Genomic DNA, 24,659 nt, shown 5'->3' with positions numbered 1-24,659 from the left:
CAGGGGTGCGCGCGCCCGCCGGACGCTGGATGCTCGTCCCATGCCGCACCAGCCGCCGAACCAGCCACCGAACCAGCCCCAGCCCCTGACTCCCCCGCGCGATCCCCAGCTCGTGCTGCTCCGGCACGGCGAGACGGAGTGGAGCCGGAGCGGGCAGCACACCGGACGCACCGACATCCCGCTCACCGAGGCCGGCGAGGAGCAGGCACGGTCGGCGGGGACCACGCTGGCCCGCTACGAGTTCGCCACCGTCCGCACCTCGCCGCTGACCCGCGCCCGGCGGACGGCGGAGCTCGCCGGGCACCCGGGCGCCGTCGTCGACGAGGACCTCGCCGAGTGGGACTACGGGCCCGTGGACGGCCGCACCTCCCGCGACGTGTCCGAGGAGCTGGGCCGCGAGTTCCAGATCTTCGAGGACGGCGTGCGCGTGCTGCCGCCCTCGCCCGAGCACGGAGGCGGACGGCCGGGCGAGACGCTGGAGCAGGTCGCCGCCCGGGCCGCCCGGGTGGTCGCCCGCGCGGAGGAGACGCTCGGGGCCGGGGGCGACGTGCTGCTCGTCGCGCACGGCCATCTGCTGCGGGTGCTCGCCACCGTCTGGCTCGGGGTGGACCCGCGGCTGGGCGCCCGGTTCGAGCTCGGCACGGCCGCCGTGTGCCTCCTCGGGTACGGGCACGACCTCCGCACCATCGAGGGATGGAACCTGGCCGCACAGTAGATCCGGTTCGCGCAGTAGGGCAGTATTCGCGGAATGAGGGAAGAGCACCTCGCCGACGGCGAGACCATCGTGATGCAGCTCCGCACCCACCCCAAGAAGATCGTCAAGCCGGTCCTGCTGCTGCTGGTGCTGGTCGTCGTCCTGGTGGCCCTGTGGGTGCTGCCCCTGCCGGTGGACCCGATCGTGCTGTGGTTCGCGACCGCCGTGCTCGTGCTCCTCGGCCTGGTCGCGGCCGCAGGGCCGTTCCTGCGCTGGCGTACCACCCGGTACATCATCACCAACCAGCGCGTCGCGCTGCGCACCGGCATCCTGACGCAGACGGGCCGTGACATCCCGCTCTACCGGATCAACAACGTCACGTTCGAGAAGCAGCTCAGCGACCGGTTCTTCGGCTGCGGCACGCTCGTGATCTCGGACGGCACCGACCAGCCGGGCATGGTGCTGGACGACGTGCCGGACGTCGAGCAGGTGCAGCGCACCCTGCAGGACCTGGTGCGGCAGGGCAAGCTGCTCAGCGACGACTGAGGCCCGCCCGGGCCGCTGACCCGGTGGGTTCGCCGGGTGTCCGGGGGTGCGCCGTCAGCCTGCCTCGATGACCGCCGCGATGTCGGCGCCCGCGCGGAGCAGGGCGATCGTGCGGGTGGCGATCCGGTCCAGGCGGTGGTCCAGGATCTGCCTGGTCTCGGCGATGCCGGCGTGCCCCCGCAGCGACGCGACGACGTCCCGCACCGCCGGGATGCCGTAGCCACCGGCGCGCAGCGCGGCCACGACGCGCGCCTCGCGGACGGCGGCGGGGCCGTACTGGCGGGCGCGGAGGCTCGTCACCCGCTGCGGGACGGCGAGGCCCTCCTGCTCCCAGAACCGGAGCGTGGACGTGCGCACGCCGAGGGCCGCGGCGAGCTGGGTGATGGTCATGACGTCGGCGTCGTCGACCTCGCCGTGCGCGGGCAGCTCGCCCTCGATGGCGTCGAGCGCCGCCCGCGCACGGAGCACCTCGTCCCGCTCCTGCGCCAGGCGGACGTGGACGGCGCCGACCGCGGCGGCGGCACCGGCGAGGTCCGCCACCTCCGCGAGCAGGCGCCGCGCCTCGACCGGGCCCGCCGCGCTCGCCAGGCCCCGGTACGCACGCAGTGCCCGGACGTGCCTGCCGGTGTAGGCGCGGTACCCGTTGGCCTCGCGGACCGCGGGCGGGATGACGCCCAGACGTTCCAGGTCCCGGACCTGCTGCGGCGAGTAGCCGGACTCGCGGGCGACGTCGGCGGTGCGCAGCCGGCCACCGGCCCTGGTTCGAGGTGTCACGGACCCAACCCCACAGAAGCACTTGAAGGTGATGCTTGAAGCATGGACCACTCGCAGAGTACCGACCCGACCACCCGACGGATCCTCGAGACGGTGCGTGCCCTCGACGGCGCGCTCGTCGTGGCCCCGACCGCCGGCGACCCCGACGTGCCCGAGCTGGCCTGGGGCGACACCTTCTTCTACTACGCACCCGACGGCCGGATGCCCCGGAACGTCCAGCCCTACGCCACCATCGTCACCAAGGACTACCCGGACGACACGGCCTCCGACCTCGACCCGGCGGGGCGCCTGCGCGTCAACATCCACGTGGGACGCACCGCGCTGCACGAGCTCACGGAGCCCGGTGCCGCGCCGCCCGACACCGCCGACGTGCTGCTGCCCCACCCCGTCTACGGGTCGGCCGGCTGGGTCGCCGTGGTCAATCCCGGACCGAGCACGACGGACACGGTGCTCCGGCTCCTGCGCGAGGCGCACGAGGCCGCCCGGGCCCGGTACGAACGCCGGGCCTGACCGCGCGAACACCTCCCCGGGCGGGTGACGGACGGCAGGGCGTGACGCCCGTCAGTCGACGACGGCCCCGCCCGCAGCCTGCTCGGCGCGGCGCAGCATGTCGACGCTGAGCCGGACGTCGCCCGCCGCCTGCGCGTTCAGGAGCCGCTGCGCGAGCCGCTCCAGCGTGTCGGGGTCGGGCGCGCCCTTCTCGTCCGCCCCCGGGGCGCCCGCGACCGGCACGCCGTAGCGGGCGGCGAACCAGTCGGAGATCGTCACGCCGTGCACGGGGCGCTGCACGACGTCGACGGTGTCGCCGGCGCCGAGATCACCGTTCTCGATCACGCGGAGGTACGCCCCGGTGCGGTTGGCCTGCGCGAACCGGCGCACCCAGCGCTGCTCGCCGAGCCGGCGTCCGAAGGTCTGGCAGGGCACGCGGGGCTGGGTGACCTCCAGCAGCGCCGACCCGACCTGCCACCGTTCGCCGATCACCGCACGGTTCACGTCCAGGCCGCTGGTGCGCAGGTTCTCGCCGAACAGGCCGGGTGTCACCTCGCGGCCCAGCTCGGCGGACCAGTGGTCGGCGTCCTCCTGGGCGTAGGCGTAGACCGCCTGGTCGAGACCGCCGTGGTTGGCGCGGTCCGCCTGGAGGTCCGCGTACAGACCGAGGGGCCGCACCTTCACGCGGCCCTCGACGGGACGCTTGTCGATGGCCGTGACTCCGACGGGGCCGGCGTCGGGGTGCAGGACGTGGACGCGGCACACCGCGAGGAGCTCAGCCATGCGCCCATTTTCTCATTCCGGACGTGTCTCCCGGCCGCCCCCGCGGGCGGCCGGGAGAACGGCCGGGACTACTTGCCCCGAGGCAGCGGCAGGGGCTCCATCCACTGGTCGTTCGCGGTGAGGTCGATGCCGAACTCCGACGCGAAGCGCATGCGTGTACCGGCCAGCACGCCGTCGACCGACTCGTCGAGGTCGTAGACCCGGGCGCCGCGCAGGCGGTTGCGCTCGGCGCCGCCGAGGCCGTACGTGCCGAACCCGGTGTTGCCCGCGTACCCGAGCAGCACGCCGTAGTAGTCGCCCGAGTAGGTGTTCACGTGGTCGTGCCCGCAGAACACGCCGCGGACGTCGCCGCGGTGCTGGATCGCCGAGAACATGCCGGAGTTGAACGGACCGGGGCACTCGTCCTCGTTCCGCTCCCCCTCGATGCGGTGGCGGACCCGGCCGCGCTCGTGGTCAGCGTCGGTACGCCCGTCCACGGAGCCGAACCACATGAACCGGTACTCCCACAGCGGGATGTGGATGAACATGAGCGACGGGATCACGCGTCCGTACCGGCGCTCGAGCTGGACCGACGTGTCGTAGTACCACTTCACCTGGTCCATGCGCAGCCAGTCCCAGTGGGGGTAGCCGTCGAAGTCCTGGCCCGCGAGGGTGTCGGGGGCGTACCGCCCGGAGTCGAGCAGCCACAGGTTGAACGCCGGGCGGCCGCCGGTGCCCTCGATCAGCACGTTCGAGTTGCCCTGGCCGGTGACGCCGGGCGCCGTCGGGCCGTTCACGTTGTGGCGGTAGGACCGGTAGAAGGCGAGCATGTCCGCCTCGTCCACGCCGCTGTCCGGCGTGGAGTCCTCGTCGTGGTTGCCGAAGGTGACGGCCCACGGGATCGCCCGCTCCTCCATCGGCTGCACCACGTTGTTCATCGCCTGGCGCATCTCCAGCGGGGTGTCGCAGCCGCCGGTGATGTTGTCACCGTTGAGGACGACGAGGTCGGGGCGCTCGTCGTCGAGCACCGCCCGCATCAGCTCCAGCGTGCGGCGGTCGATCTTCTCGTCGTCCTGCGTGTCGTTGAACTGGACGACCTTGAACTTCCCGTCCCGCCCGAACCGCAGTCCGCGCTGCGGGTGCCGGGCGAGCTCGGCGGCGTCGGCCGGTGCGGCGGCGGCAGTGGCCGCCGCGGTCGCGACGCCCGCGGCGCCGAGGCTGCTCAGGGACAGGAACGTACGGCGGTCGACGCCGGTGGCGTCGCCGGCCGGGGTGGTCTCGGTCGGCGTGCCGCCGACGGTGTTCTCACTCATGCCGACGACGATCGGGGGCCGCGCTGGCGGCCGCTCGTCCGGCGGATGGACCCCCGGTGACGGTCTGCTGAACGCCTACCGCCGGGCCGGCTCCGCGGAGTCGGGCCGGGAACGGCGCACGGCCCGGGCGATCACGTAGACCACCAGGATCACGGCGACCAGGCCGGTGGTCGCGGCGATCTGCGGGCGGGCGGCGTCGTCGGACAGCATGAGGGCGACCACCGCCACGAGCGCCGCCAGCGTGGCCCAGGAGAGCCACGGGTAGCCCCATGCGCGCAGGCGCAGCGTCTCGCCCCGCTCCGCCGCCGCGGCCTCCAGCCGCGGCCGCAGCCGGAGCTGCGCCACGACCACCAGCAGCCACACCACGAGCAGCGCGGAGCCGACGGCGTTGAGCAGCACGCCGAGCAGCGACTCGGGCAGCAGGTAGTTCAGCAGCACGGCGACGACGCCGAAGAACACCGAGACCAGCACCGCCACCCACGGCACGTCGCGGCGGGAGACCCGGGTCGCGAGCGCCGGCGCGTCACCGCGGCCGCCGAGCGAGAACAGCATCCGGGAGGTCGCGTAGACGTTGGCGTTGAAGGCGCTCAGCAGTGCGAGCACCACGACGACCTCCATGAGCCGCGCCGCGCCGTCGAACCCGGCCATCTCCAGCACGGAGACGAACGGCGACTCCAGGCGGGCGGCGTCGGTCCACGGGATGAGGGCGACCATGATCGCGACCGAGCCCACGTAGAAGAACAGGATGCGCCACAGGATGGTGCGGGTCGCGCTGGCGACCGCTGCCCGCGGGTCGCGAGCCTCCGCGGCCGCGATGGTGACGATCTCGATGCCGCCGAACGCGAAGACCACGGTGAGCAGGCCGGCCGCGATGCCCGCGAGGCCGGCGGGGGCGAAGCCGCCGTGCTCGGCCCAGTGACCCAGGACGCTGCCGGTCACGGGCACCACGCCCGTGACGATGAGCACGCCGAGCACCAGGAAGCCGACGATCGCCGCCACCTTGACGGTCGCGAACCAGAACTCGGCCTCGCCGAACTGCCGCACGCCGATCAGGTTGACGGCACCGAACACCGCGACCACGGCCGCCGCGACCACCCACTGCGGCACCGCGGGCCACCAGCCGTGCACGATCCCGGCCACACCGGTCACCTCGACGCCGAGCACCATGACGATGGTGAACCAGTACAGCCAGCCCAGCAGGAACCCGGCCCAGCGGCCCAGCGCGGCCTCGGCGTAGACGGAGAAGGACCCGCTCGACGGGAGCGCGGAGGCCATCTCCGCCAGCATCCGCATGACGAGCACCACGATCGCGCCGGCGATCGCGTAGCTGAGCAGCACCGCCGGACCTGCCGCGGCCACGCCCAGGCCGGAGCCCAGGAACAGGCCCGCGCCGATGGCGGACCCCAGGCCCATCATGGTCAGGTGGCGCGTGCGCAGCCCGTGCGCGAGCTGCCGGTCGGTCTCGGCGCTGCCGCTCGTCTCCTCAGTAGTGCTCACGACCGACCACGGTAACCCGACAGCGGCGTCGGCCCCGCAGCGGATGTGAGTGGTTCGGCTCCGGTGAGAGACTCGTGCCTGTGACCGATCCCGCCCTCACCCCCGCTCCCGACGAGGACCCGGACTACGGCCTGGAGACCCCACTGGCCGGCCACCCGGAGCCGTTGCCGCACGTGGTCGTGGTCGGCGGCGGGTTCGCCGGCATGGCCGTCGTGAAGGCTCTGCGGGACGCGCCGGTCCGGATCACCCTGGTCGACCGCCGGGTCTACAACACGTTCCAGCCGCTGCTCTACCAGGTGGCCACGGGCGGCCTGAACCCGGGCGACGTCACCTACTTCCTGCGCGGCCTGCGGCTGAAGCAGAAGAACGTGCACGTGGTGCACGAGCACCTGGTGGAGGCGGACCACCAGGCCAGGAAGATCCGCCTGCTCAACGACCACTGGATCAGCTACGACTACCTCGTGGTGACCGCGGGCGTGACCACCAACTTCTTCGGCACGCCCGGCGCCAAGGAGTTCGCGTTCCCCATGTACTCGCGGTCCCAGGCGATGCGGATCCGCGACAACCTCTTCATCCGCCTGGAGAAGGCGGCGAAGTCCAAGCGGATCGACGACGGCCTTCGCGTCGTCGTCGTGGGCGGCGGCGCCACGGGCGTCGAGGTCGCGGGCGCGCTCGCCGAGCTGCGCACCGCCGGGCTCGCACCGGCCTACCCGGAGATCCACGGCGACGCCTTCGAGGTCAAGGTGGTGCAGCGCGGCGGCGAGATCCTCAAGTCGTTCGCGCCCGCACTGCGGTCCTACGCGGCCCGGGAGCTGCGGCACCGCGGGGTGTCGCTGCACCTGGGAGCCGGTGTCGCCGCCGTGGAACGCGACGCCGTGGTGCTCACCGACGGGACCCGCATCCACGCCGACCTCACCGTCTGGTCCGCCGGTGTACGCCCGCACGACGAGGTCGCCGGCTGGGGCCTGCCGCAGGACGAGGGCGGCCGCATCACCGTGGGCGACGACCTCCAGGTCGAGGGGCTGCCCGGCGTCTTCGCCGCCGGTGACATCGCCGTCTCGCCCGCCGACCTGCCGCAGCTCGCGCAGCCCGCCATCCAGGGCGGCGCACTCGTCGGCCGCAACATCCGGGCCCTGGTGGAGGGCCGCCCCCTGGAGAACCTGCGCTACGTCGACAAGGGCACGATGGCGGTGATCGGCCGCCGGGCCGCCATCGCGGAGATCAACCTGCCCGGCAAGCGGCAGATCCGGCTCACCAAGGGCATCGCCTGGCTGGTCTGGCTGTTCGTGCACATCATGTCGCTGGTGGGCCCCCGCAACCGGGTCACGACGCTCGCGGGCCTGGTCACGCGCTACGGGTTCCCGTTCCACCGGCGGCCCGTGCCGATCGTCGGCGACGTGCCGACGGTGCGCCCGCCCCGGTCCGGGACGCCGACGGCGTGACGACCCCCTGCGCGCCGCCGGGCACGGCGACGCGGTAGCCTCAACTCCTGGCGCTCGGCCACGCCGCCGTCGGCCAAGGAGAACCATGACCCCGGACGAGCTGCGGATCGCGCAGGACCTGACCATGGCGAACCCCGAACGGTTACGCCTGGTGGGCCGCATGCTCACGCACCCCGCCGGCCGCTGCTCCGCGGCCGACCTGGCACCGCACCCCGGTAGCGCCGACGCCGTCGCGGACCTGGGACGACACCTCGAGGCGCTCGCCGCCGTGGGCCTGGTGGCCGTCGTGGGCTCGGCGGCCGTCGGGGGCTCGGCGGCCGCGGCGTCCGGCCCGCTGTACCGCGTGTCGTCCCGCGGGATCGCCCGGTACGGTGCGGCAGCGCTCGCGACGCCCCGGCACCCGGGCGAGCCCGCGCTCGACGTGCGCGACCACGAGGCCCTGCTCGCCCGCGTGACCGAGACGCTCTCCGCGGGGTTCACCGCGACCGCCGGTGCGGGCACCGTCGAACGGCTGGTCCGTGAGTGCTACGCGACCCTGGACGGCAGGATCGGGTCGCCCGCGCAGCTCCCCGCGCTGACCGCGTGGCTCGCGGCGGACCGGCTCGCCGCGATGACCGAGGTGACGCACGGCTCGGCGCGCGACGTCCTGTTCGTCTGCGTGCACAACACGGGGCGCTCCCAGATCGCGGCGGCCGTGACGCGCCGCCTCGCGGGCGACCGGGTCCGCGTCCGTACCGCGGGCAGCCGGCCCGCCGCCGAGCCCGACCGCACGACGGAGACCGTGCTGGCCCGACGCGGGCTGGACGGCCTCATCGAGTTCCCGCGGGTGCTGACGGACGACGTCGTGCGCGCGTCCGGCGTCATCGTGACGATGGGCTGCGGGGACACCTGCCCCGTGTACCCCGGTCGTCGCTACCTCGACTGGCCCCTCGACGACCCCGCGGGCCGGCCGATCGAGGAGGTCGAACGGATCGTCGACGACATCACGGCCCGCGTGCGGGACCTGCTCGCGGAGATCGACGCGGGGGACGGCGACGGTGCCGTCGCTGACGACGCGGCGCCCGGCGCTGCGCCGTCCTCCGACGTGGACGCCGGGGCAGGCGGGCGGTCCGGGTGGCTGCCGCGCCCGGGTCGCCGGCAGTGGTCCGGGGCGACGACGGACCTCGGCGCCGAGGGCCGGCGGAAGACGCGTTAGCCGGCCGGCTGGACCTCGGGGCCGGACGCGCCGGTCGTGAGCAGGGTATTCACAGGTCTGTGGACAACCCCTGTGGACAATTCAGGCGGTCGCCCACGCCACACGGCGGCACCGGTGGGGAGTGTCAGTGGCTCGGTGCATGGTGGGGGTACGCAGAGAATTTCGCGCGACCATCCCGAGAGGACAGCACCATGAGCGATTCACCGTCCGCCGAGCCCGCCGGCGGCGTGGGAACCCTGGACTCCGTGGTCCTGGACGTCCCGAACCTGGGCGTCGAGGCGGACTTCTGGAAGGCACTGACGAGCGGCACCGTGTCCTCGGAGTCCGACGACTGGATCACCGTCGTGACGCCCGACCGGTGGGGCATCGCGTTCCAGCTCGCCCCCGGCCTGGTGCCGCCGCAGTGGCCCGGCCAGGAGCACCCGCAGCAGGCCCACCTCGACCTCTACGCCTCCGACATGGCGGGCGCGAGCGCCCGCGCGGTGGAGCTGGGCGCGACCGTGCTGCGGGAGAACGAGCAGTGGATCACGCTGGCGGACCCGGCCGGGCACCCGTTCGACATCTGCGCCAAGGAGGGGGTCGACGGCGTCACCGTCATGGGCGCCACGTTCGACTGCCCGGACGCCTCGGCTCTCGCCGCGTTCTGGTCGCAGGTCATGGGCGAGCCGGTCACCTACGACGCCGACGGCGTGGCCATGCTGGGCGGCGACCGGCCCCTGCTGTTCCAGACCGTGGAGGGCTACAACGCGCCCCGGTGGCCGGACCCGGCCTACCCGCAGCAGCTCCACCTCGACGTGGAGGTGCCGGACCTCGACGCCGGGGAGGCCGCTGTCCTGGCTGCGGGCGCCACGCGCCTGCCCGGCGGGAGCAGCGGGTTCCGGGTGTTCGCCGACCCGGCGGGCCACCCGTTCTGCCTGGTGCACTGACGTTCGCCGCTCCTCGGCCCGTCGGTCAGCGGTGCACGAGGGCGGGGTGGTCCGGGTGGTCGACCCGGACCACGAGATCCGCCTCGTGCTCCGCCTGCGCGGCGTGCCGCTCGTACGCGGGCAGCTCCCAGGCGTCCCCGTCCGCGGTACGGCGGCGGAGCGTGCCCGGCTTGAGCGCGAGGTGCACGGCGACGTCGGTGTCGAGCCCGCGGCCGACCGCGAGCGTGCCGTCGAGCACGACCACGGTTCCCGGGACGGTGGGGACGTAACCAGCGCGCGTGACCCGGTCGGTCTCCGGGTCCCGCAGGCTGGGCAGGTACTCACCGTGCTCGACGACGCGCCGCAGCACCTCTCGGTTCAGGGTCTCGACGTCGATCCATCCGTCGAGCAGGCTGTCCGGGTCGTCGCGGCCCCGTTCGAGCCGCAGGGACCGGGGGCGCAGGAAGTCGCGGACCCGGACGCGGGCGACGGGCCGGCCGGCCGTCTCCAGCGGCGCGACGAGCGCGTCGGCCAGCCGCTCGGGGTGGGTCGACGGGTGTCCGTCGACGAGCAGCCGCACCGGTGCGCCGGGCCGGGCGAGGACGAGATCGACGATCCGCTCGACGAGGAGCGCGGCACTGACCGGTTCGACGCGTGTGCTCATCGAGGAACGACTCTATGCCGCCCGGCCCGGGCCGCGAGCCGCCCTACCGGTCCGCCCGGCGCGAGCTGATGACGCCCGTGTCGAACCCGGCCAGGTGCAGCCCGCCGTGGAACCGCGCGTGCTCGATCTTGACGCACCGGTCCATCACGACGTTCAGCCCCGCGGTTTCGGCCGTGCGTGCCACGTCCTCGTGCCAGGAGGCGAGCTGCAGCCAGAGGGTCTTCGCCCCGACGGCCAGCGTCTCGTCGAGCACGGTGGGCAGGTCCTCGTGCCGCCGGAAGACGTCCACGAGGTCGGGCACGACGGGCAGGTCGGCCAGGCTCGGGTACACGGGGTGCCCCAGGATCTCGGTGGCCCGCGGGTTCACGAAGTACACCTCGTACGGGGAGGAGGACAGCAGGTAGGTCGCCACGAAGTAGCTCGCGCGCGCCGGGTTGGCCGAGGCACCGACGATCGCGATCGACCTCGTGGAGCGCAGGATCCGCAGGCGCTCGGGCGCGCTGGGGCCCTGCCAGGTCCGGGTGGCCTCGCTCATCGGTTCACTCCCGTCGCCTTGGTGAGCGCCTGGTCGAGGTCCCACAGGATGTCCTCGACGTCCTCCAGGCCCACGGAGATGCGGATGAGGTCCTCGGGAACGCCGGCCGCCTCGAGCTGTTCCGCGGAGAGCTGCTGGTGGGTGGTCGAGGCGGGGTGGATCACCAGGGTCCGCGCGTCGCCGACGTTCGCGAGGTGCGACGCGAGCTGCAGCGACTCGATGAACAGCCGCCCGGCCTCGCGGCCGTCCGGGACGGGCAGGTGCTCGTCCACGGGCACCGCGGCGCCGACCGGCGCGTCCGTGGCGAGGGCCAGGCTCTCGGCGTCGGGCCCGGCGCCTGCCGGAGGAACCTGCAGGCCGAACGCGAAGACCGAACCCGGCCCGAGCGGCAGGTACTTCTGCGCCCGCTCGTGGTGCGGGTGCGAGGGCAGGCCCGCCCAGAGCACGTAGGAGACGCGCGGGTCGGTGTCGAGCCACTCGGCCACGGCGCGGGCGTTCGCCAGGTGCGCGTCGAGGCGGTGCGGCAGGGTCTCGATGCCCTGCAGGAGCTGGAACGCGGACTGCGGGGAGAGCGCCGGGCCGATGTCGCGGAGCTGTTCGGAGCGCAGCTTGGTGAGGAACCCGTACTCGCCGAAGTTGCCCCACCAGCGCACGTCGCCGTAGGACGGGACAGGTTCGGTCATCTGCGGGAACTTGCCGTTGCCCCAGTCGAACCGGCCGGACTCGACCACGACGCCGCCCAGCGTGGTGCCGTGCCCGCCCAGGAACTTGGTCACGGAGTGGAGCACGATGTCCGCGCCGTGCTCGATGGGCCGCACCAGATAGGGCGTCGCGAGCGTCGCGTCCACCACCAGCGGGATGCCGGCGGCGTGGGCCACCTCCGCCAGCCCCTCCAGGTCGGCCACCTCGCCCGACGGGTTGGCCACGACCTCGGTGTAGAGCACCTTGGTCTCGGGCGTGATCGCCGCGGCGTAGTCGGCGGGGTCGGTGCCGGGCACGAACGTGGTCTCCACGCCGAACCGCCGCAGCGTCACGTCGAGCTGCGTCACCGTGCCGCCGTAGAGCTGGGCCGAGGCGACCACGTGGTCGCCCGCCCCGACGAGCGCGGCGAAGGTGATGAACTCCGCCGACATGCCGGACGCCGTCGCGACGGCGCCGATGCCGCCCTCCAGGGACGCGATCCGCTCCTCCAGGGCCGCGACCGTCGGGTTGCCGATGCGTGAGTAGATGTTGCCGTACTTCTGCAGCGCGAAGAGGTTCGCGGCGTCGTCGGTGTCCTGGAACACGAACGACGTGGTCTGGTAGATCGGCACCGCCCGTGCCCCGGTCGCCGCGTCGGGGATGCCCCCGGCGTGCAGGGCCCGCGTACGGAACCCGAAGGTGTGCTCGGTCATCGTCGTCCTGCCTTCCGTCCTGAGTTCTCCCGGGCCCGTGCCCCCGCGCCCGGCGTGCCGCCCGCCATCATGCCCACTTCCGCAGGAGCCGCCGTTCACCGAGGCCGATCAGCGCGTCCGTCAGCTTGCCCAGCACCGCGAGCAGCACGATCGCGAGCAGGATGCGGTCCACCCGCCCGTTCTGCTGGGAGTCGTTGAGCAGGAACCCCAGCCCCATCGACGACGCGATGAGCTCGGCCGCCACGAGGAACAGCCACGACTGGGCGAGCGCCAGCCGCAGCCCCGCCACCAGCGACGGCACGACGGCGGGGAGCTGGACCACGGACAGGAGCCGCAGGCCGCGCAGCCCGAACGCCCGGCCCGCCTCCACGAGGTGCGGGTCCACGTGCCGCAGAGCCGCGGCGACGGTCGTGTACACGGGGAAGAACGCGCCGATCGCGATGAGGGTGATCTTCGACTCCTCGCCGATCCGGAGCCACAGGATCAGCAGCGGCACCCAGGCGAGCGACGGCACGGCGCGGATCGCGCCGAGCGTCGGCGCGAGCAGGAGGTCGCCGAGCCGGGACAGGCCCACCAGGGCGCCGACGGCGAGACCGGCGGCGGCGCCCAGCGCGAACCCGATCAGGACGCGCTGCGTCGAGATGGCCACGTGGTGCCCGAGCTGGCCACGCTCGACGAGGTCGACGGCGGCGTCCCACACGGCCACCGGCCCGGGGAGCTGGTAGGCCGGGACGAGCCCGGCCGCCGTCGTGCCCCACCACAGCCCGAGGAGGGCGACCGGCACCAGGAGGCCGACCGCCACCCGGCCGGCGCGCCCGAGGCCGCCGAGGCCGCGGTGCCCGGGGCCGTCACTCATCCGAGGCCACCGCCTCCTGCGCGAACTCCGGCGCGAACAGCTCGTCCAGCGCGGTGTCGACGTCCTCCTGCGCGGTCACGTCGCCCGACTCCACGAAGATGGGCCCCACGACCTCCAGCACGTCGCGCTGCGCGTCGCCGGGCACGGGGTCGAGGTCCAGCACCGTGCGCTCCTCGATCACGGTGGACGCGACCTCGGGGTCGATCGAGGCGACCTCGGCGAGGAGCGCGGACAGCTCCTCGGGGTGCTCCAGCGCCCAGGCCCGCGCCCGCTCGTAGGCGTCCACCACGGCCTGCGTCACGTCCGGGTGCTCGTCCACGAACTCCTCGCGGGCGTTGAGGAACCCGTAGGTGTTGAAGTCGATGTTCCGGTAGATCAGCGTGTCTCCGGACTCCGCCTCGGCCGCGGCCATGATCGGGTCGAGCCCCGCCCAGGCGTCGACCGAGCCGTTGTCGAGCGCGGCGCGGCCGTCGGCGTGCTGCAGGTTCTGCACCTCGACGTCGTCCAGGGCGATCCCCGCCTCGTCGAGCGTCTGGAGCAGGAAGAAGTACGGGTCGGTGCCCTTGGTCGCCGCGACCGACGCACCCGCCAGGTCCGCCACGTCCGTGATCTCCGAGTCGCCCGCCACCACGATCGCCGACCACTCGGGCTGGCTGTAGACGTCGACGGTCCGGATCGGTGACCCGTTCGCCCGCGCCAGCAGCGCAGCGGACCCCGCCGTCGAGCCAAAGTCGATCGCTGCGGCGCGCAGGTTCTCGTTCGCCGTGTTGGAGCCGTCGGACTGCACCCAGGTCACCTCGACGCCGTCGAGCTCCTCCTCCAGCCAGCCCTGGTCGCGGACGACGAGGCTGAGGGGGTTGTAGGTGGCGAAGTCGATGTTGAGGGTGCCGGTGCTCCAGTCCCCCGCGCCGTCCGCGGCGGCCGAACCCTCGCCCGCCACGCAGCCGGTCGTCGCCATCGCCGAGACCAGGACGAGGCCGGACGCCAGGGCGGTGTACCTACGGTGACGCATGGTTGTTTCCTCTCGCTGCCCGACGGCGGCCGGCGGGCGGGGTGGGTCGATCCGGTGGTGGCGGGCTCAGCGGGCGTGATGGGTGGCCACGCCGAGACCGTCGAGCAGCTCCGCGCGGAGCTCGGCCAGGTCGCGGGCGGCGCGGTCGCGGGGGCGGTCACCCGGCACGTCCACGATCCGGGCGATGCTCCGGGCCGCGGCGTCCGGCCCGCCGTCCGACAGGGTGCGCAGCAGCACCACCCGGTCGGCGAGGTAGAGCGCCTCCTCGACGTCGTGGGTGACCAGGAGGACCGTCGCGGGCCGCGCGGCGTGCACGTCGAGCAGCAGGTCCTGCATCCGCAGGCGGGTCAGCGCGTCCAGCGCGCCGAACGGTTCGTCGAGCAGCAGGACGCCGGGGTTGCGCGCGAGCGCCCGGGCGAGCGAGGCGCGCTGCGCCATGCCGCCCGAGACCTGCCGCGGCCGCAGCCCGGCGGACGCGGCGAGCCCGACCAGGTCGAGCAGGCGCGCGACGCGCTCGCGCCCGACGGCCTGCGCCGTGCCGGGCGGCAGGCCGAGAGCGACGTTCTGCGTGAGCGTCCGCCACGGCAGCAGGCGCGGCTCCTGGAAGGCGACGGCGGTGCGCGGGTCGGCACCCGCGACGGGCGTCCCGTCGATCGTCACGCTGCCCGACGTCGGCGTGTCCAGGCCGCTGACCTGGCGCAGCAGGGTCGACTTGCCGCAGCCGGAGGGGCCGAGCACGGCCACGATCTCGCCCCGTGCCACCTCCAGGTCGACGCCGTCGAGCACGGGACGGCCGCCCGGCCCCCGGTCGCGCGCTGCGGACGAACGGCCCGGCGCGGCGAACACGCGGGCCACGCCGTCGAGGCGGACGGGGAGCGCAGGGCCGGCGTCCGCGCCGCCGACCGGGTCTGCCGGGTCGGCGGGCCGCGCCGTGGACGCCGTGGTGGGCAGAACCATCGTTGTCCATCCCTTGCGCTCGGTCGGTGCGGCGGACGGCTGTCGTCAGCACTGTCGATGGGCCACATAGAACAGGACGATGCATGACGCACACCAGACTGTTCCATGATGTGAGACCACGATGTGGACCACCGGGCGTGCTGCACAGAGCGATTTCCGATGACGGGTGTCGGACCCCCCGAGTACGTTGACGGAGTGACCCAGGCCTATCTCCGGTATCCCCACGTCCACGGCGACCAGGTCGCCTTCGTAGCCGACGACGACGTCTGGCTCGCCCCGGTCTCCGGCGGGCGGGCATGGCGCCTGACCAGCGATCACGCACCCGCGACGACCCCCCGGTTCGCGCCCGACGGCACGCGGCTCGCGTACGTGTCCCACCGGGACGGCCACCCCGAGGCCTACGTGGTCGAGCTGTCCGACGGCGCCACCCGGCGCCTGACCTGGTTCGGCGGGAACGCCATGACCGTGCTCGGCTGGGACGACGCCGGCCGGGTGCTCGTGTCGTCCAACGCCGGGACGCACGAGCGCTCGCTCACCGTCGTGCGCGCGGTCGGGCTCGATGGCACCGTCGAGACCCCGCGCTACGGCCCGGCCTGGGGCGTGGCGCAGCACGTGGGCCCGGACGGCGCCCGCACGACCGCGCTGGTCTCGGCCGGCTACCGCACGCCCGCCCTCTGGAAGCGGTACCGGGGTGGCACGGCGTCGGTGCTGTGGCTCGACCGCGGCGGGGAGGACTGGCAGCGCCCGCTGCCCGCCGAGGAGGCCGGGGTCTACGACCCGATCTGGATCGGTGACACGCTGGTGTTCACCTCGGACCGGGCCGCCACCTTCCCCGACCACGCCGACGAGCAGGCCAACCTGTGGACGCTCGACGGCCTGGCGAGCGCGACCGGCACTCCGGAACCCCGGCAGCTCACCTTCCAGACCGAGGCCGAGGGCTACGTCCGTGACGCGACGTCGGACGGGTCGCGGATCGTCTGGCACAGCCGCGGCGACCTCTGGCTGCTCGACGAGCTGGACGGCACCCCGCGCCGGCTCGACATCACGCTCACCGGGGCGCTGCCCCAGCCGTACTCGACGGATCCCGGGTCGTCGCCGGTGCCGGTCGACGGCCTCGCCGTCGACCGGACGGGGGACGCGAGCGTCGTGGGCTGGTTCGGTACCGCCTACTGGGTCACCCACCGCGCGGGCCCGGCACGTGCGCTGGTCGCCGACCCGTCGGTGCGCGTCCGCGAGCCCGTCCTGCTCGGCGACACCGGTCGCGCCGTCGTGGTGACGGACGCGCCGCGCACCACCGCGGACGGCGTGAGCAGGGAGGACGCGCTGGAGGTCCACACCCTGCCCGGGGCGTCCGGCGACGTCCCGGACACGGCGCCGCTCCGCCTCGCGGACGGCGAGCTCGGCCGGGTGCTGCACCTCGCGGCCAGCCCGGCCGGCGACCGGGTCGCGGCCGTGTCGCACGACGGCCGGATCAACCTCGTCGCCGTCCCGGACGGCGACTCCGACGTGGCGCCGGGGACCATCACCTCGCTCGGCCGGTCGGCCAACGGCGAGGCCGAGTCGCCGGTGTTCTCGCCGGACGGGCGGTACCTCGCGTGGTCGAGCCCGACGGGCAACGTGGGCGACCACCACCAGATCCTGGTGGCCGACCTGCATGCCGAGCAGCCCGTCGTGACGGCACTGACCTCGGGCCGGTTCCACGACTTCTCCCCGGCGTTCAGCGACGACGGCAAGTACCTGGTGTTCCTCTCGGACCGCACGTTCGACCCGTCCTACGACTCCCACGAGTTCGCGCTGTCGTTCAGCGCCGCCACGCGGCCGTGGCTCATCCCGCTCGCGGCGACCGAGCCGGCGCCGTTCGGCCCGAGCGCCGACGGCTGGCGGCTGGCCAAGCCGGACGAGAACAAGCAGGAAGAGAAGCAGACCGACGGGAACACGGACGGCGAGCAGGACGCCGGCCAGGCGGACGACGGCGTCGTCTCCCCAGACCTCGACGCCGACGGCGCGGAGGAGCGCGTCGTCCCGTTTCCGGTGACGTCGGGCCGCTACCGCGACCTGCTCGCCGCCAAGGGTGGCGTGCTCTGGGTGCACGAGACCGACGACGCGGGCGTGCTCGGCTCCCGGCACGCCGGGACGGACGAGGACCCGGTGCCGAACGTGCTGCAGTTCTGGTCGTTCGAGGCCCGCAAGGCCACCGACGTCGCGGAGAAGGTGCACGCCTACGCGGTGTCCGGTGACGGCGAGCGCATCGTCGTCCGGTCCGGTTCCGACCTCAGCACGCAGTCGGCGACGAGCAAGCCCGGCGACGACGACCCGACCGCGTTCGACATCGACCTGTCCCGCGTGCGCTACGAGGTGGACCCCCGCGCGCAGTGGCACCAGATGTTCGACGAGAACGCCCGGATCATGCGCGACCACTTCTGGCGCGCGGACATGGACGGCGTCGACTGGGCCGGCGTGGTGGCCCGCTGGCGCCCGCTCGTAGACCGGGTCGCGACGCACGACGACCTGGAGGACGTGCTCTGGGAGACCGTCGCGGAGCTCAACACCTCGCACGCGTACGTGCGCGGGCCCGGCGAGCGGGGCGACACCTCCCGCAGGCTCGGCCTGCTCGGCGCGGACCTCGCCCGTACCGCCGAGGGCTGGCGCATCGAGCGGGTGCTGCCGAGCGAGTCGTCCGACCCGGGGGCCCGGTCGCCGCTGCGCGCGGCCGGGGTCGACGCGCGGCCGGGCGACCTGATCGTGGCCGTCGACGGGCGGCCGGTGGACCCGGTGGCCGGCCCGGCCGCGAGCCTGCTCGGCGCGGCCGAGACCCCGGTCGAGCTCACGCTGCGTCGCCCGGCGGCCGACGGTTCCGGCGACGGCGCGGCCCCGCACACCGACCGCCGTGTCGTGGTGGTGCCGCTCGCCGACGAGTCCGACCTGCGCTACCAGGACTGGGTACGGTCGCGCCGCCAGTACGTGGCCGAGAAGTCGGGCGGGCGCCTCGGGTACGTACACGTGCCGGACATGGTGAGCACGGGCTGGGCGCAGCTCCACCGCGACCTGCGGCTTGCCACCGACCGCGAGGGCGTCGTGGTGGACGTGCGGTTCAACGGCGGCGGGCACACCTCACAGCTCGTGATCGCCCGCCTGGCGGCACGCGTCGCGGGCTGGGAGCTGAACCGGTACTACGACCGACCGGAGACCTACCCGAGCCGTGCTCCGCGCGGACCGGTCGTGCTGGTCACCAACGAGTACGCGGGCTCGGACGGCGACATCGTGAACGCCGCCGCGCAGGCGCTCGGCGTCGGCCCCGTGGTCGGGGTCCGCACCTGGGGCGGCGTGATCGGCATCGACGGCCGGTTCGGGCTGGTGGACGGCACGGGGATCACCCAGCCCCGGTACTCGTTCTGGCTGGACGGCAAGGGCTTCGGCGTGGAGAACCACGGCGTGGACCCCGACATCGAGGTGCGGCACACGCCGGCCGACTACTTCTCCGACGTCGACCCGCAGCTCGACGCAGGGATCGCCGAGGCCTTCCGCCGGCTGGAGGAGCGGCCCGCCGCCGTGGCCCCGGCACTGCCGGAGCCACGGGTCCGCCGCGGGTAGCCGGGGCTCCTGGGTGGTCGGTCACCTGCACCGTTCTGGCCGGCGAACTCGGTCGCCTGCACCGTTCTGGCCGGCGAACTCGGTCACCCGCACCACTCCGAGCGGCAAGTTCGGTCACCTGCACCACACTCTGGCCGCAGAGTTCGGTCACCGGCACCACTCTGGCCGCAGAGTTCGGTCACCTGCACCGTTCTGGCCGCAAAGTTCGGTCAGATGCCTCGAGATCGGTCGCTCAACGGACCGATCTCAGTGCAGGCGACCGAACACGGCGTCAGCTCTGGGGCAGGCGACCGATCACCACGCTGGGCTGGCGCGGGTAAACACCGCTGGGCTGGGGCAAGTGACCGAACACTCCACTGGGCTGGGACGGGCGACACCGCCGGACCGGGACAGGCGACCGAACACAGCGTCGGCTCTGGGGCAGGTGACCGAACACCACGCTGGGCTGGCGCGGGTGACACCGCTGAGCTGAGGCAAGCGACCGAACACTGCGCCGAGCCGGGCAGACGGCCGAGCACGCGGTGCTCCTCGAAAGAACCTCAGGGGCGCGTGGCCTGCACGATCGTCAGCGGGCCGTAGCGGTGGTCGATGTGTGCCACTTCGCGGGCGTCGGTGAACCCGGCATCAGCGAGGAGGCGCACGAGGCCGCCGCCGAGGTTCCGGGCGGTGTGCGGGTTGGCAGCCACGGCCGAGTGCCCGCCGTGGCGCATCCCTCGGCGCCCGCGGACGCGGCCGTACCAGTGGGCGTGCCCACCACCAGCACCGTCACCACCAAGACCGTCACCTCCAAGGCCATCACCACCAGAACCGCCACCACCAGAACCACCAGAACCACCACCAGGCCCCCCGTCCCCAGACATGCCCGCCTCGACCGCGGCATCGCCGGTCGCGCCGCCGCCGCGCCGCGCTCCATCACCGATGCCGGCCGCGCCGCCCGCCCGGTCGGCACCATGCCCGTGCCCCGGCCCCGGCCCCGGCCCCGGCCCCGGCCCGTGCCCCGGACCACCGAAGTCCGCGAGGGTCACCGTCCCGCCCACCCGTAGCGCCCGGAAGGCCTCGTGCCCGAACCGGCCGCGGGCGTCGTCCGGCACGTGGTGCAGGGCGAGCGCGGACACGATGTGGTCGAGCGTCCCGTCCTCGGCGGGGAGGCGGTCCGCGAAACCCTGTACCAGGGTGAGCGGGACGCCGCGCCGGGTGGCCTTGCGGGCCGCGATGCGCAGGGCGGCCCCGTCGGGGTCGAGCCCGGTGACCCGCGCGCCGGGCTGGGCGCGGAGCACCGCGAGGGACAGGTTGGCGGTGCCGCAGCCCACGTCGAGCACGGACTCGCCGGGCGCCACGTCGGCGAGCGCCGCCGTGCGGTCGTGCACCGGCCGCACCTGGGAGAAGCGGGAGAACAGGTCGTAGAGCGGCAGCAGCCAGGGCTTGCCCATGCCGGGAAGGAACTCGCGGTCACGCTCCTCCCGGGTGCGTGCGTCGCGGATCCGCCCTGCGGTGTCGTGGTCCATCCGTGTTCCTTCCACCCGTGCCGCGAGGGTGCGGCGTACCTCTCCAGCATCAGACATTCTTCGGGTGGCCGACCGGACGAAAGTCGGTGCGGATCGCACGTTCCTCGGCCTGGTCGCGTGCCCCGCGCAGCCGCCGGGACCGGGCGGGCGAGGCCCGGCGGCGGTAGCGTCGTACGCGCGGCGACGCCGGAACCGCCGCAGGGCAGAGGGGGACGCATGGCACAGGACCGGGGTGGCTCGGGACTCACGGTGGTGATCGCGTTCGCCGCGAACTTCGCGGTGGCGACGGCCAAGACGTTCGCCGCGGTCCTGACGGGTTCGGCGTCGATGGTGGCGGAGGCGGCGCACTCCTGGGCCGACACCGGGAACGAGGTCTTCCTGCTGGTCGCGGAGCGCAAGGCGGCCCGGGCACCGGACCGGGAGCGTCCGCTCGGCTACGGCCGCGAGGCGTACGTCTGGTCCATGCTGGCCGCGCTCGGCCTCTTCGTGGCCGGTGGCGTCGTCTCGGTCTACCACGGTATCCAGGAGTTCGGGGCCGAGGGCGAGGCGACGTCGTACACGGTCGGCTACCTGGTTCTCGGCATCGCGTTCTGCCTCGAGGGCGTCTCGTTCGTGCAGGCGTACCGACGCACCCGCGCGGAGGCCCGGGCGCTCGGGCGCGACCTCCTGGACCACGCGCTGGCGACCTCCGACCCGACGCTGCGCGCCGTGCTCGCGGAGGACTCGGCGGCCCTGGCCGGCCTGGTGATCGCCGCGGCCGGGATGGGGCTGCACCAGGTCACCGGCGACGCGCGCTACGACGCGATCGGCTCGGTCCTGGTCGGGGTGCTGCTGTGCGTCGTGGCGCTCGTGCTCTTCGACCGCAACCGGCGGTTCCTGACGGGCGAGGTGGCCGACGAGCGGATCCACCAGGCGGTGCGCGCCCGGGTCGAGGCGCTGCCCGGCGTGGACCACGTGGGCTACCTGCGGCTGGAGTTCGTGGGACCCCGGCAGATCCTGCTGGTGGCCAGCATCGACCTGCCCGGGGAGGAGTCGGAGTCCCGCGTGGCGGTGCGGCTGCGGGCGCTGGAGCGTGAGCTGGAGCAGACCCCGCAGATCGTCGACGCCGTCCTCACCCCGGCGGTGCCGGAGGATCGGGGTGACACCCGGTGACCTCCTCGCCGTCGGGCAACCGGCTCCGCACCGTCCGCCCGGACGGCACCCCGGTCTACCGGCACCCTGCGGGCCCGGGCACGCCGTCGGTGCGGGTCACCCGCGTCGACGCCACGGCCGACCATCCCCACCTCCCGCCCGACCACCGGCACGCGCACGACTTCCTCGTGCTGGTCTACGTCGAGCGGGGCGGGGGCACGGTCAGCCTGGGCGGACGGCCCACCCCGCTGCGCGACGGCGACGTGCACGCCGTCCCGCCCGGCCGCGCGATCGGTGCGGAACGCCTCGCGGACCTGGCGCACTGCGTCGCCTGGAGCGTCTCGTTCATGCCCGACGCCGTCCCGTCGCTGGCCTCCGTGTCGCCGCTCGCCTGGGCGCACCACCCGCTCCTGGCACTGTTCGCGGCCGGTGCCGACGGCACCGCGGCGGGCGCGGCCGGCGACGGCGTGGCCGAGGACGGCGCGGCCGCCGGACCGAGCGCCAACGTCCCCGCGGCCGACCGGCCTCGCTGGTCGGCCTGGCTGACGGAGCTCGCCGAGGAGCTGGCGGAACCGGGCCGGGTCGGGGCGCGCGAGGCGGCGTCGGCCCTGCTGACCCGGATCCTCGTCGGGGCGGCCCGGCTCGCGCCGTCCGCCCCCGCACCGCCGGACCCGCTGGTCACCCGCGTCTTCGAGGAGATCGAGGCGACGTTCCGCGAGCCGGTCTCGGCGGCCGACGTCGCCCGTGCGCTGGGCTACACCCCCGGCCACCTGACCACGGTGGTCCGGGAGCGCACGGAGCGGACCCTGCTCGACTGGATCACCGAGCGACGCCTGACCGAGGTGCGCCGGCTCCTGCGCGACACCGACCTGCCGCTCGGTGTGGTGGCCGCCCGGACCGGGCTGCGGGACGCCACCTATCTGGTCCGACGCTTCAAGGACCGGTACGGGATCACACCCGACCGCTGGCGCCGCGGTGAACGTCACGGAGGACGAGCGTGAGTTCACCCCTGCCATCGGCTAGTTTTGGGGCACACATCGGCACGACCGATATGTCACGACCATCGAACGGAGCCTCCATGTCTCGCAACCGCGCCCTCCTCTCGGCCGCCGCAGCCTCGGCTGCCCTCCTGGCCCTGACCGGCTGCGGCAGCTCCGGCGAGTCCGGCGGCGCCGGCGAGGAGCTCGGCCTGTCGGGCGACACCCTGGTCGTCGCGACGGAGGGCACCTACCGCCCGTTCAGCTTCCACGACGAGTCCGGCGAGCTGGTCGGGTACGACGTCGAGATCGCCCAGGCCGTCGCCGAGAACCTGGGCCTGGAGATCGAGTTCCAGGAGACCCAGTGGGACGCGATCTTCGCGGGTCTGGACGCCGGCCGCTTCGACACCATCGCGAACCAGGTGACCATCACCCCGGAGCGTGAGGCCGACTACCTGTTCTCGGCGCCGTACACCGTGTCCACCGGCGTGCTCGTGGTGGCCGCGGACAACAACGACATCCATGGCTTCGAGGACCTCGACGGCAAGACCAGCGCGCAGTCCCTGACGAGCAACTGGAACGAGCTCGCCGAGGAGAGCGGCGCGACCGTCGAGGCGGTCGAGGGCTGGGCCCAGGCCGTGGCGCTGCTGGAGCAGGGCCGCGTCGACGCGACGATCAACGACAGCCTGACCTACCTCGACTACGCCAACACCGAGGACGCCTCGGGCATCAAGGTCGCCGCCGAGACGGAGGAGGAGTCGCAGTCCGCGTTCGTCGTCACGCCGGAGAACGAGGCCCTCGCCGAGGCGATCGACGGCGCCCTGGCCGACCTCCGCGCCGACGGTACCCTCGCGGAGCTCGGCGAGAAGTACTTCGGCGAGGACGTGTCCGAGTAGTCCATGGACTGGCAGCTCGTCGCCGACTCGTTCTGGCCGCTCCTGAGCGGCGGCCTCACCGGCACCATCCCGCTCGCCGTCGCCTCGTTCGCGATCGGGCTGGTGCTGGCGCTCGTCGTGGCCCTGCTGCGGCTGTCACCGAACCCGGTGGTGTCGTGGATCGGCCGCGCCTACATCTCGCTGATCCGCGGCACGCCGCTCCTGGTGCAGCTCTTCATCATCTTCTACGGCCTGCCGGAGCTCGGTGTCCGGATCGAACCGTGGCCCAGCGCGATCATCGCCTTCTCCATGAACGTGGGCGGCTACGCGGCCGAGGTGGTCCGTGCCGCCATCCTGTCGGTGCCCAAGGGACAGTGGGAGGCCGGCTGGACCGTGGGCATGTCGCCGGCCCGGACCCTCGGCCGGATCATCCTGCCGCAGGCCGCGCGGGTGTCGGTGCCGCCCCTGTCCAACACGTTCATCTCGCTCGTCAAGGACACCTCGCTGGCCACGCTCATCCTGGTCACCGAGATGTTCCGCCGGGCGCAGGAGATCGCGGCGTTCAGCAACGAGTTCATGGTGATCTACACCGAGGCGGCCCTGATCTACTGGATGTTCTGCACCGTGCTCTCCACCGGCCAGAACGCCCTCGAGAAGAGACTGGACCGCTATGTCGCCCACTGACCGCCCCACCGGCAGCCTCCTGACCGCCCGTGGCATCCACAAGTCGTTCGGCACCAACCACGTGCTGCGCGGCGTGGACCTGGACGTGCGGCGGGGCGACGTCGTCGCGCTGATCGGCGCGTCCGGGAGCGGCAAGACCACGGTGCTGCGCTCGCTCAACGGTCTGGAGACCCCCGACGCCGGCGTGCTGGAGCTGGACGGCGGCCCGGTGATCGACTTCGGCGCGCAGGCGGCCGCGACGGGGTCGGGCTGGTTCCGGGGCCGCGCCGCACGAGCGGCGGCCAGGTCCGACCGGGCCGCGCTGCGCGACCGGTCGGCGATGGTGTTCCAGCACCACAACCTGTTCCCGCACCGCACCGTGCTGGAGAACGTGGTGGAGGGTCCCACCCAGGTCCAGGGCGTCCCCCACGCGACGGCGGTCGGCCGCGCCGAGGAGCTGCTGGCCCGCGTGGGACTGCTCGAGAAGCGCGACGCGTACCCGCACGAGCTGTCCGGCGGTCAGCAGCAGCGCGTCGGCATCGTCCGCGCGCTCGCCCTCCAGCCGGACCTGCTGCTGTTCGACGAGCCGACGTCGGCCCTCGACCCCGAGCTGGTGGGCGAGGTGCTGACCGTGATGAAGGAGCTCGCCGACGAGGGCTGGACCATGGTGGTGGTGACCCACGAGCTGTCCTTCGCCCGGCAGGTGGCCAGCCAGGTGCTGTTCCTCGACGGTGGCGTGGTGGTCGAGCAGGGCACACCGGAGCAGATCTTCACCGCACCCGCCGAGGAGCGCACGCGCCGGTTCCTCGACCGGATCCTCCACCCGCTCGACTGAGCCAGCCCGGCCGGGCGCACGGAGCCACGCGGTGACCGTGCGCCCGG

General features: G+C 73.7%; 23 protein-coding genes. 12 read left to right on the top strand and 11 right to left on the bottom strand.

The window, feature by feature from the left end:
* Nucleotides 1-40 precede the first annotated feature (40 nt).
* Nucleotides 41-715 (top strand): histidine phosphatase family protein, encoded by a 675-nt coding sequence (locus tag ACO229_RS22495; protein ID WP_423462860.1) that lies wholly within the window; start codon nucleotides 41-43, stop codon nucleotides 713-715.
* 33 nt (nucleotides 716-748) lie between these two features.
* Nucleotides 749-1,240 (top strand): PH domain-containing protein, encoded by a 492-nt coding sequence (locus tag ACO229_RS22490; protein WP_397411965.1) that lies wholly within the window; start codon nucleotides 749-751, stop codon nucleotides 1,238-1,240.
* Between the two features lie 54 nt (nucleotides 1,241-1,294).
* Here the strand turns inward: ACO229_RS22490 and ACO229_RS22485 are convergent, their stop codons facing one another.
* Nucleotides 1,295-2,014: a MerR family transcriptional regulator gene (locus ACO229_RS22485; RefSeq protein WP_423462859.1), complete on the bottom strand. Its 720-nt coding sequence runs from the start codon at nucleotides 2,012-2,014 to the stop codon at nucleotides 1,295-1,297.
* Nucleotides 2,015-2,056: 42 nt separating this feature from the next.
* Here ACO229_RS22485 and ACO229_RS22480 point away from each other — a divergent pair, with 42 nt between their 5' ends.
* Nucleotides 2,057-2,524: a DUF6194 family protein gene (locus ACO229_RS22480; RefSeq protein ID WP_397429160.1), complete on the top strand. Its 468-nt coding sequence runs from the start codon at nucleotides 2,057-2,059 to the stop codon at nucleotides 2,522-2,524.
* Between the two features lie 51 nt (nucleotides 2,525-2,575).
* On the opposite strand, the gene ACO229_RS22475 is transcribed toward ACO229_RS22480, so the two are convergent.
* The 3 genes from ACO229_RS22475 to ACO229_RS22465 form a co-directional block, all read right to left on the bottom strand.
* Nucleotides 2,576-3,286, bottom strand: a complete 711-nt coding sequence (locus ACO229_RS22475; protein ID WP_423462858.1) for an MOSC domain-containing protein — start codon at nucleotides 3,284-3,286, stop codon at nucleotides 2,576-2,578.
* A 68-nt stretch (nucleotides 3,287-3,354) separates the two neighbouring features.
* The gene (locus ACO229_RS22470) at nucleotides 3,355-4,578 is read right to left on the bottom strand and encodes a metallophosphoesterase family protein (protein ID WP_423462857.1); all 1,224 of its coding nucleotides are present in this window, start codon (nucleotides 4,576-4,578) and stop codon (nucleotides 3,355-3,357) included.
* A gap of 75 nt (nucleotides 4,579-4,653) precedes the next feature.
* On the bottom strand, nucleotides 4,654-6,075 hold the full coding sequence (locus ACO229_RS22465) for an amino acid permease (protein WP_423462856.1): 1,422 nt from the start codon (nucleotides 6,073-6,075) through the stop codon (nucleotides 4,654-4,656).
* Between the two features lie 203 nt (nucleotides 6,076-6,278).
* Here ACO229_RS22465 and ACO229_RS22460 point away from each other — a divergent pair, with 203 nt between their 5' ends.
* From ACO229_RS22460 to ACO229_RS22450, 3 genes are all read left to right on the top strand, one after another.
* On the top strand, nucleotides 6,279-7,517 hold the full coding sequence (locus ACO229_RS22460) for an NAD(P)/FAD-dependent oxidoreductase (protein WP_423465334.1): 1,239 nt from the start codon (nucleotides 6,279-6,281) through the stop codon (nucleotides 7,515-7,517).
* A gap of 85 nt (nucleotides 7,518-7,602) precedes the next feature.
* Nucleotides 7,603-8,712, top strand: coding sequence for a low molecular weight phosphatase family protein (locus ACO229_RS22455; protein WP_423462855.1), 1,110 nt, complete (start codon nucleotides 7,603-7,605; stop codon nucleotides 8,710-8,712).
* A gap of 191 nt (nucleotides 8,713-8,903) precedes the next feature.
* Nucleotides 8,904-9,638 carry a VOC family protein gene (locus ACO229_RS22450; protein WP_423462854.1) on the top strand — a complete coding sequence of 245 codons (735 nt, stop codon included), beginning with the start codon at nucleotides 8,904-8,906 and terminating at the stop codon, nucleotides 9,636-9,638.
* A 25-nt stretch (nucleotides 9,639-9,663) separates the two neighbouring features.
* Here the strand turns inward: ACO229_RS22450 and ACO229_RS22445 are convergent, their stop codons facing one another.
* The 6 genes from ACO229_RS22445 to ACO229_RS22420 all read right to left on the bottom strand — a co-directional run bounded on the left by ACO229_RS22445 (nucleotide 9,664) and on the right by ACO229_RS22420 (nucleotide 15,035).
* Nucleotides 9,664-10,281 carry a uridine kinase gene (locus ACO229_RS22445; RefSeq protein WP_397429165.1) on the bottom strand — a complete coding sequence of 206 codons (618 nt, stop codon included), beginning with the start codon at nucleotides 10,279-10,281 and terminating at the stop codon, nucleotides 9,664-9,666.
* 43 nt (nucleotides 10,282-10,324) lie between these two features.
* Nucleotides 10,325-10,816 carry a CoA-binding protein gene (locus ACO229_RS22440; RefSeq protein WP_423462853.1) on the bottom strand — a complete coding sequence of 164 codons (492 nt, stop codon included), beginning with the start codon at nucleotides 10,814-10,816 and terminating at the stop codon, nucleotides 10,325-10,327.
* Nucleotides 10,813-12,210, bottom strand: coding sequence for an O-acetylhomoserine aminocarboxypropyltransferase/cysteine synthase family protein (locus tag ACO229_RS22435; protein WP_397429167.1), 1,398 nt, complete (start codon nucleotides 12,208-12,210; stop codon nucleotides 10,813-10,815). The genes ACO229_RS22440 and ACO229_RS22435 overlap by 4 nt, the downstream gene beginning before the upstream one ends.
* Nucleotides 12,211-12,277: 67 nt before the next feature.
* A complete protein-coding gene (locus ACO229_RS22430) occupies nucleotides 12,278-13,066 on the bottom strand; it encodes an ABC transporter permease (protein ID WP_397429168.1) in 789 nt (262 codons plus the stop codon).
* On the bottom strand, nucleotides 13,059-14,078 hold the full coding sequence (locus ACO229_RS22425; RefSeq protein WP_397429169.1) for an aliphatic sulfonate ABC transporter substrate-binding protein: 1,020 nt from the start codon (nucleotides 14,076-14,078) through the stop codon (nucleotides 13,059-13,061). The genes ACO229_RS22430 and ACO229_RS22425 overlap by 8 nt, the downstream gene beginning before the upstream one ends.
* 66 nt (nucleotides 14,079-14,144) lie before the next feature.
* Nucleotides 14,145-15,035, bottom strand: coding sequence for an ABC transporter ATP-binding protein (locus ACO229_RS22420; protein WP_423462852.1), 891 nt, complete (start codon nucleotides 15,033-15,035; stop codon nucleotides 14,145-14,147).
* Between the two features lie 195 nt (nucleotides 15,036-15,230).
* On the opposite strand from ACO229_RS22420, the gene ACO229_RS22415 reads away from it, so the two are divergent.
* Nucleotides 15,231-18,626, top strand: a complete 3,396-nt coding sequence (locus tag ACO229_RS22415) for a S41 family peptidase (protein ID WP_423462851.1) — start codon at nucleotides 15,231-15,233, stop codon at nucleotides 18,624-18,626.
* A 539-nt stretch (nucleotides 18,627-19,165) separates the two neighbouring features.
* On the opposite strand, the gene ACO229_RS22410 is transcribed toward ACO229_RS22415, so the two are convergent.
* Nucleotides 19,166-20,131, bottom strand: a complete 966-nt coding sequence (locus ACO229_RS22410) for a class I SAM-dependent methyltransferase (protein WP_423462850.1) — start codon at nucleotides 20,129-20,131, stop codon at nucleotides 19,166-19,168.
* A 216-nt stretch (nucleotides 20,132-20,347) separates the two neighbouring features.
* On the opposite strand from ACO229_RS22410, the gene ACO229_RS22405 reads away from it, so the two are divergent.
* From ACO229_RS22405 to ACO229_RS22385, 5 genes are all read left to right on the top strand, one after another.
* Nucleotides 20,348-21,283 carry a cation diffusion facilitator family transporter gene (locus ACO229_RS22405; RefSeq protein ID WP_397411996.1) on the top strand — a complete coding sequence of 312 codons (936 nt, stop codon included), beginning with the start codon at nucleotides 20,348-20,350 and terminating at the stop codon, nucleotides 21,281-21,283.
* A complete protein-coding gene (locus ACO229_RS22400) occupies nucleotides 21,280-22,263 on the top strand; it encodes an AraC family transcriptional regulator (RefSeq protein ID WP_423462849.1) in 984 nt (327 codons plus the stop codon). Before ACO229_RS22405 ends, ACO229_RS22400 begins: the two co-directional genes overlap by 4 nt.
* A gap of 77 nt (nucleotides 22,264-22,340) precedes the next feature.
* Nucleotides 22,341-23,135 carry an amino acid ABC transporter substrate-binding protein gene (locus ACO229_RS22395; protein ID WP_423462848.1) on the top strand — a complete coding sequence of 265 codons (795 nt, stop codon included), beginning with the start codon at nucleotides 22,341-22,343 and terminating at the stop codon, nucleotides 23,133-23,135.
* 3 nt (nucleotides 23,136-23,138) lie between these two features.
* Nucleotides 23,139-23,798, top strand: coding sequence for an amino acid ABC transporter permease (locus ACO229_RS22390; RefSeq protein ID WP_397429175.1), 660 nt, complete (start codon nucleotides 23,139-23,141; stop codon nucleotides 23,796-23,798).
* Nucleotides 23,785-24,612, top strand: a complete 828-nt coding sequence (locus ACO229_RS22385) for an amino acid ABC transporter ATP-binding protein (RefSeq protein WP_423462847.1) — start codon at nucleotides 23,785-23,787, stop codon at nucleotides 24,610-24,612. The genes ACO229_RS22390 and ACO229_RS22385 overlap by 14 nt, the downstream gene beginning before the upstream one ends.
* Nucleotides 24,613-24,659: the final 47 nt, after the last annotated feature.

It is taken from the genome of Promicromonospora sp. MS192 (assembly GCF_049532985.1).
In the GTDB taxonomy this organism is placed as follows: domain Bacteria; phylum Actinomycetota; class Actinomycetes; order Actinomycetales; family Cellulomonadaceae; genus Promicromonospora.
This window is presented reverse-complemented; position numbering and strand designations above follow the sequence as displayed.

Bases quoted from the DNA above. Each gene is read 5' to 3' on its own strand.
- ACO229_RS22445 (WP_397429165.1), bottom strand. From the start codon at position 10,281: ATGAGCACACGCGTCGAACCGGTCAGTGCCGCGCTCCTCGTCGAGCGG.
- ACO229_RS22470 (WP_423462857.1), bottom strand. From the start codon at position 4,578: ATGAGTGAGAACACCGTCGGCGGCACGCCGACCGAGACCACCCCGGCC.
- ACO229_RS22440 (WP_423462853.1), bottom strand. From the start codon at position 10,816: ATGAGCGAGGCCACCCGGACCTGGCAGGGCCCCAGCGCGCCCGAGCGC.
- ACO229_RS22425 (WP_397429169.1), bottom strand. From the start codon at position 14,078: ATGCGTCACCGTAGGTACACCGCCCTGGCGTCCGGCCTCGTCCTGGTC.
- ACO229_RS22475 (WP_423462858.1), bottom strand. From the start codon at position 3,286: ATGGCTGAGCTCCTCGCGGTGTGCCGCGTCCACGTCCTGCACCCCGAC.
- ACO229_RS22430 (WP_397429168.1), bottom strand. From the start codon at position 13,066: ATGAGTGACGGCCCCGGGCACCGCGGCCTCGGCGGCCTCGGGCGCGCC.
- ACO229_RS22490 (WP_397411965.1), top strand. From the start codon at position 749: ATGAGGGAAGAGCACCTCGCCGACGGCGAGACCATCGTGATGCAGCTC.
- ACO229_RS22455 (WP_423462855.1), top strand. From the start codon at position 7,603: ATGACCCCGGACGAGCTGCGGATCGCGCAGGACCTGACCATGGCGAAC.
- ACO229_RS22395 (WP_423462848.1), top strand. From the start codon at position 22,341: ATGTCTCGCAACCGCGCCCTCCTCTCGGCCGCCGCAGCCTCGGCTGCC.
- ACO229_RS22420 (WP_423462852.1), bottom strand. From the start codon at position 15,035: ATGGTTCTGCCCACCACGGCGTCCACGGCGCGGCCCGCCGACCCGGCA.
- ACO229_RS22435 (WP_397429167.1), bottom strand. From the start codon at position 12,210: ATGACCGAGCACACCTTCGGGTTCCGTACGCGGGCCCTGCACGCCGGG.
- ACO229_RS22450 (WP_423462854.1), top strand. From the start codon at position 8,904: ATGAGCGATTCACCGTCCGCCGAGCCCGCCGGCGGCGTGGGAACCCTG.
- ACO229_RS22390 (WP_397429175.1), top strand. From the start codon at position 23,139: ATGGACTGGCAGCTCGTCGCCGACTCGTTCTGGCCGCTCCTGAGCGGC.
- ACO229_RS22385 (WP_423462847.1), top strand. From the start codon at position 23,785: ATGTCGCCCACTGACCGCCCCACCGGCAGCCTCCTGACCGCCCGTGGC.
- ACO229_RS22405 (WP_397411996.1), top strand. From the start codon at position 20,348: ATGGCACAGGACCGGGGTGGCTCGGGACTCACGGTGGTGATCGCGTTC.
- ACO229_RS22495 (WP_423462860.1), top strand. From the start codon at position 41: ATGCCGCACCAGCCGCCGAACCAGCCACCGAACCAGCCCCAGCCCCTG.
- ACO229_RS22460 (WP_423465334.1), top strand. From the start codon at position 6,279: ATGGCCGTCGTGAAGGCTCTGCGGGACGCGCCGGTCCGGATCACCCTG.
- ACO229_RS22410 (WP_423462850.1), bottom strand. From the start codon at position 20,131: ATGGACCACGACACCGCAGGGCGGATCCGCGACGCACGCACCCGGGAG.
- ACO229_RS22480 (WP_397429160.1), top strand. From the start codon at position 2,057: ATGGACCACTCGCAGAGTACCGACCCGACCACCCGACGGATCCTCGAG.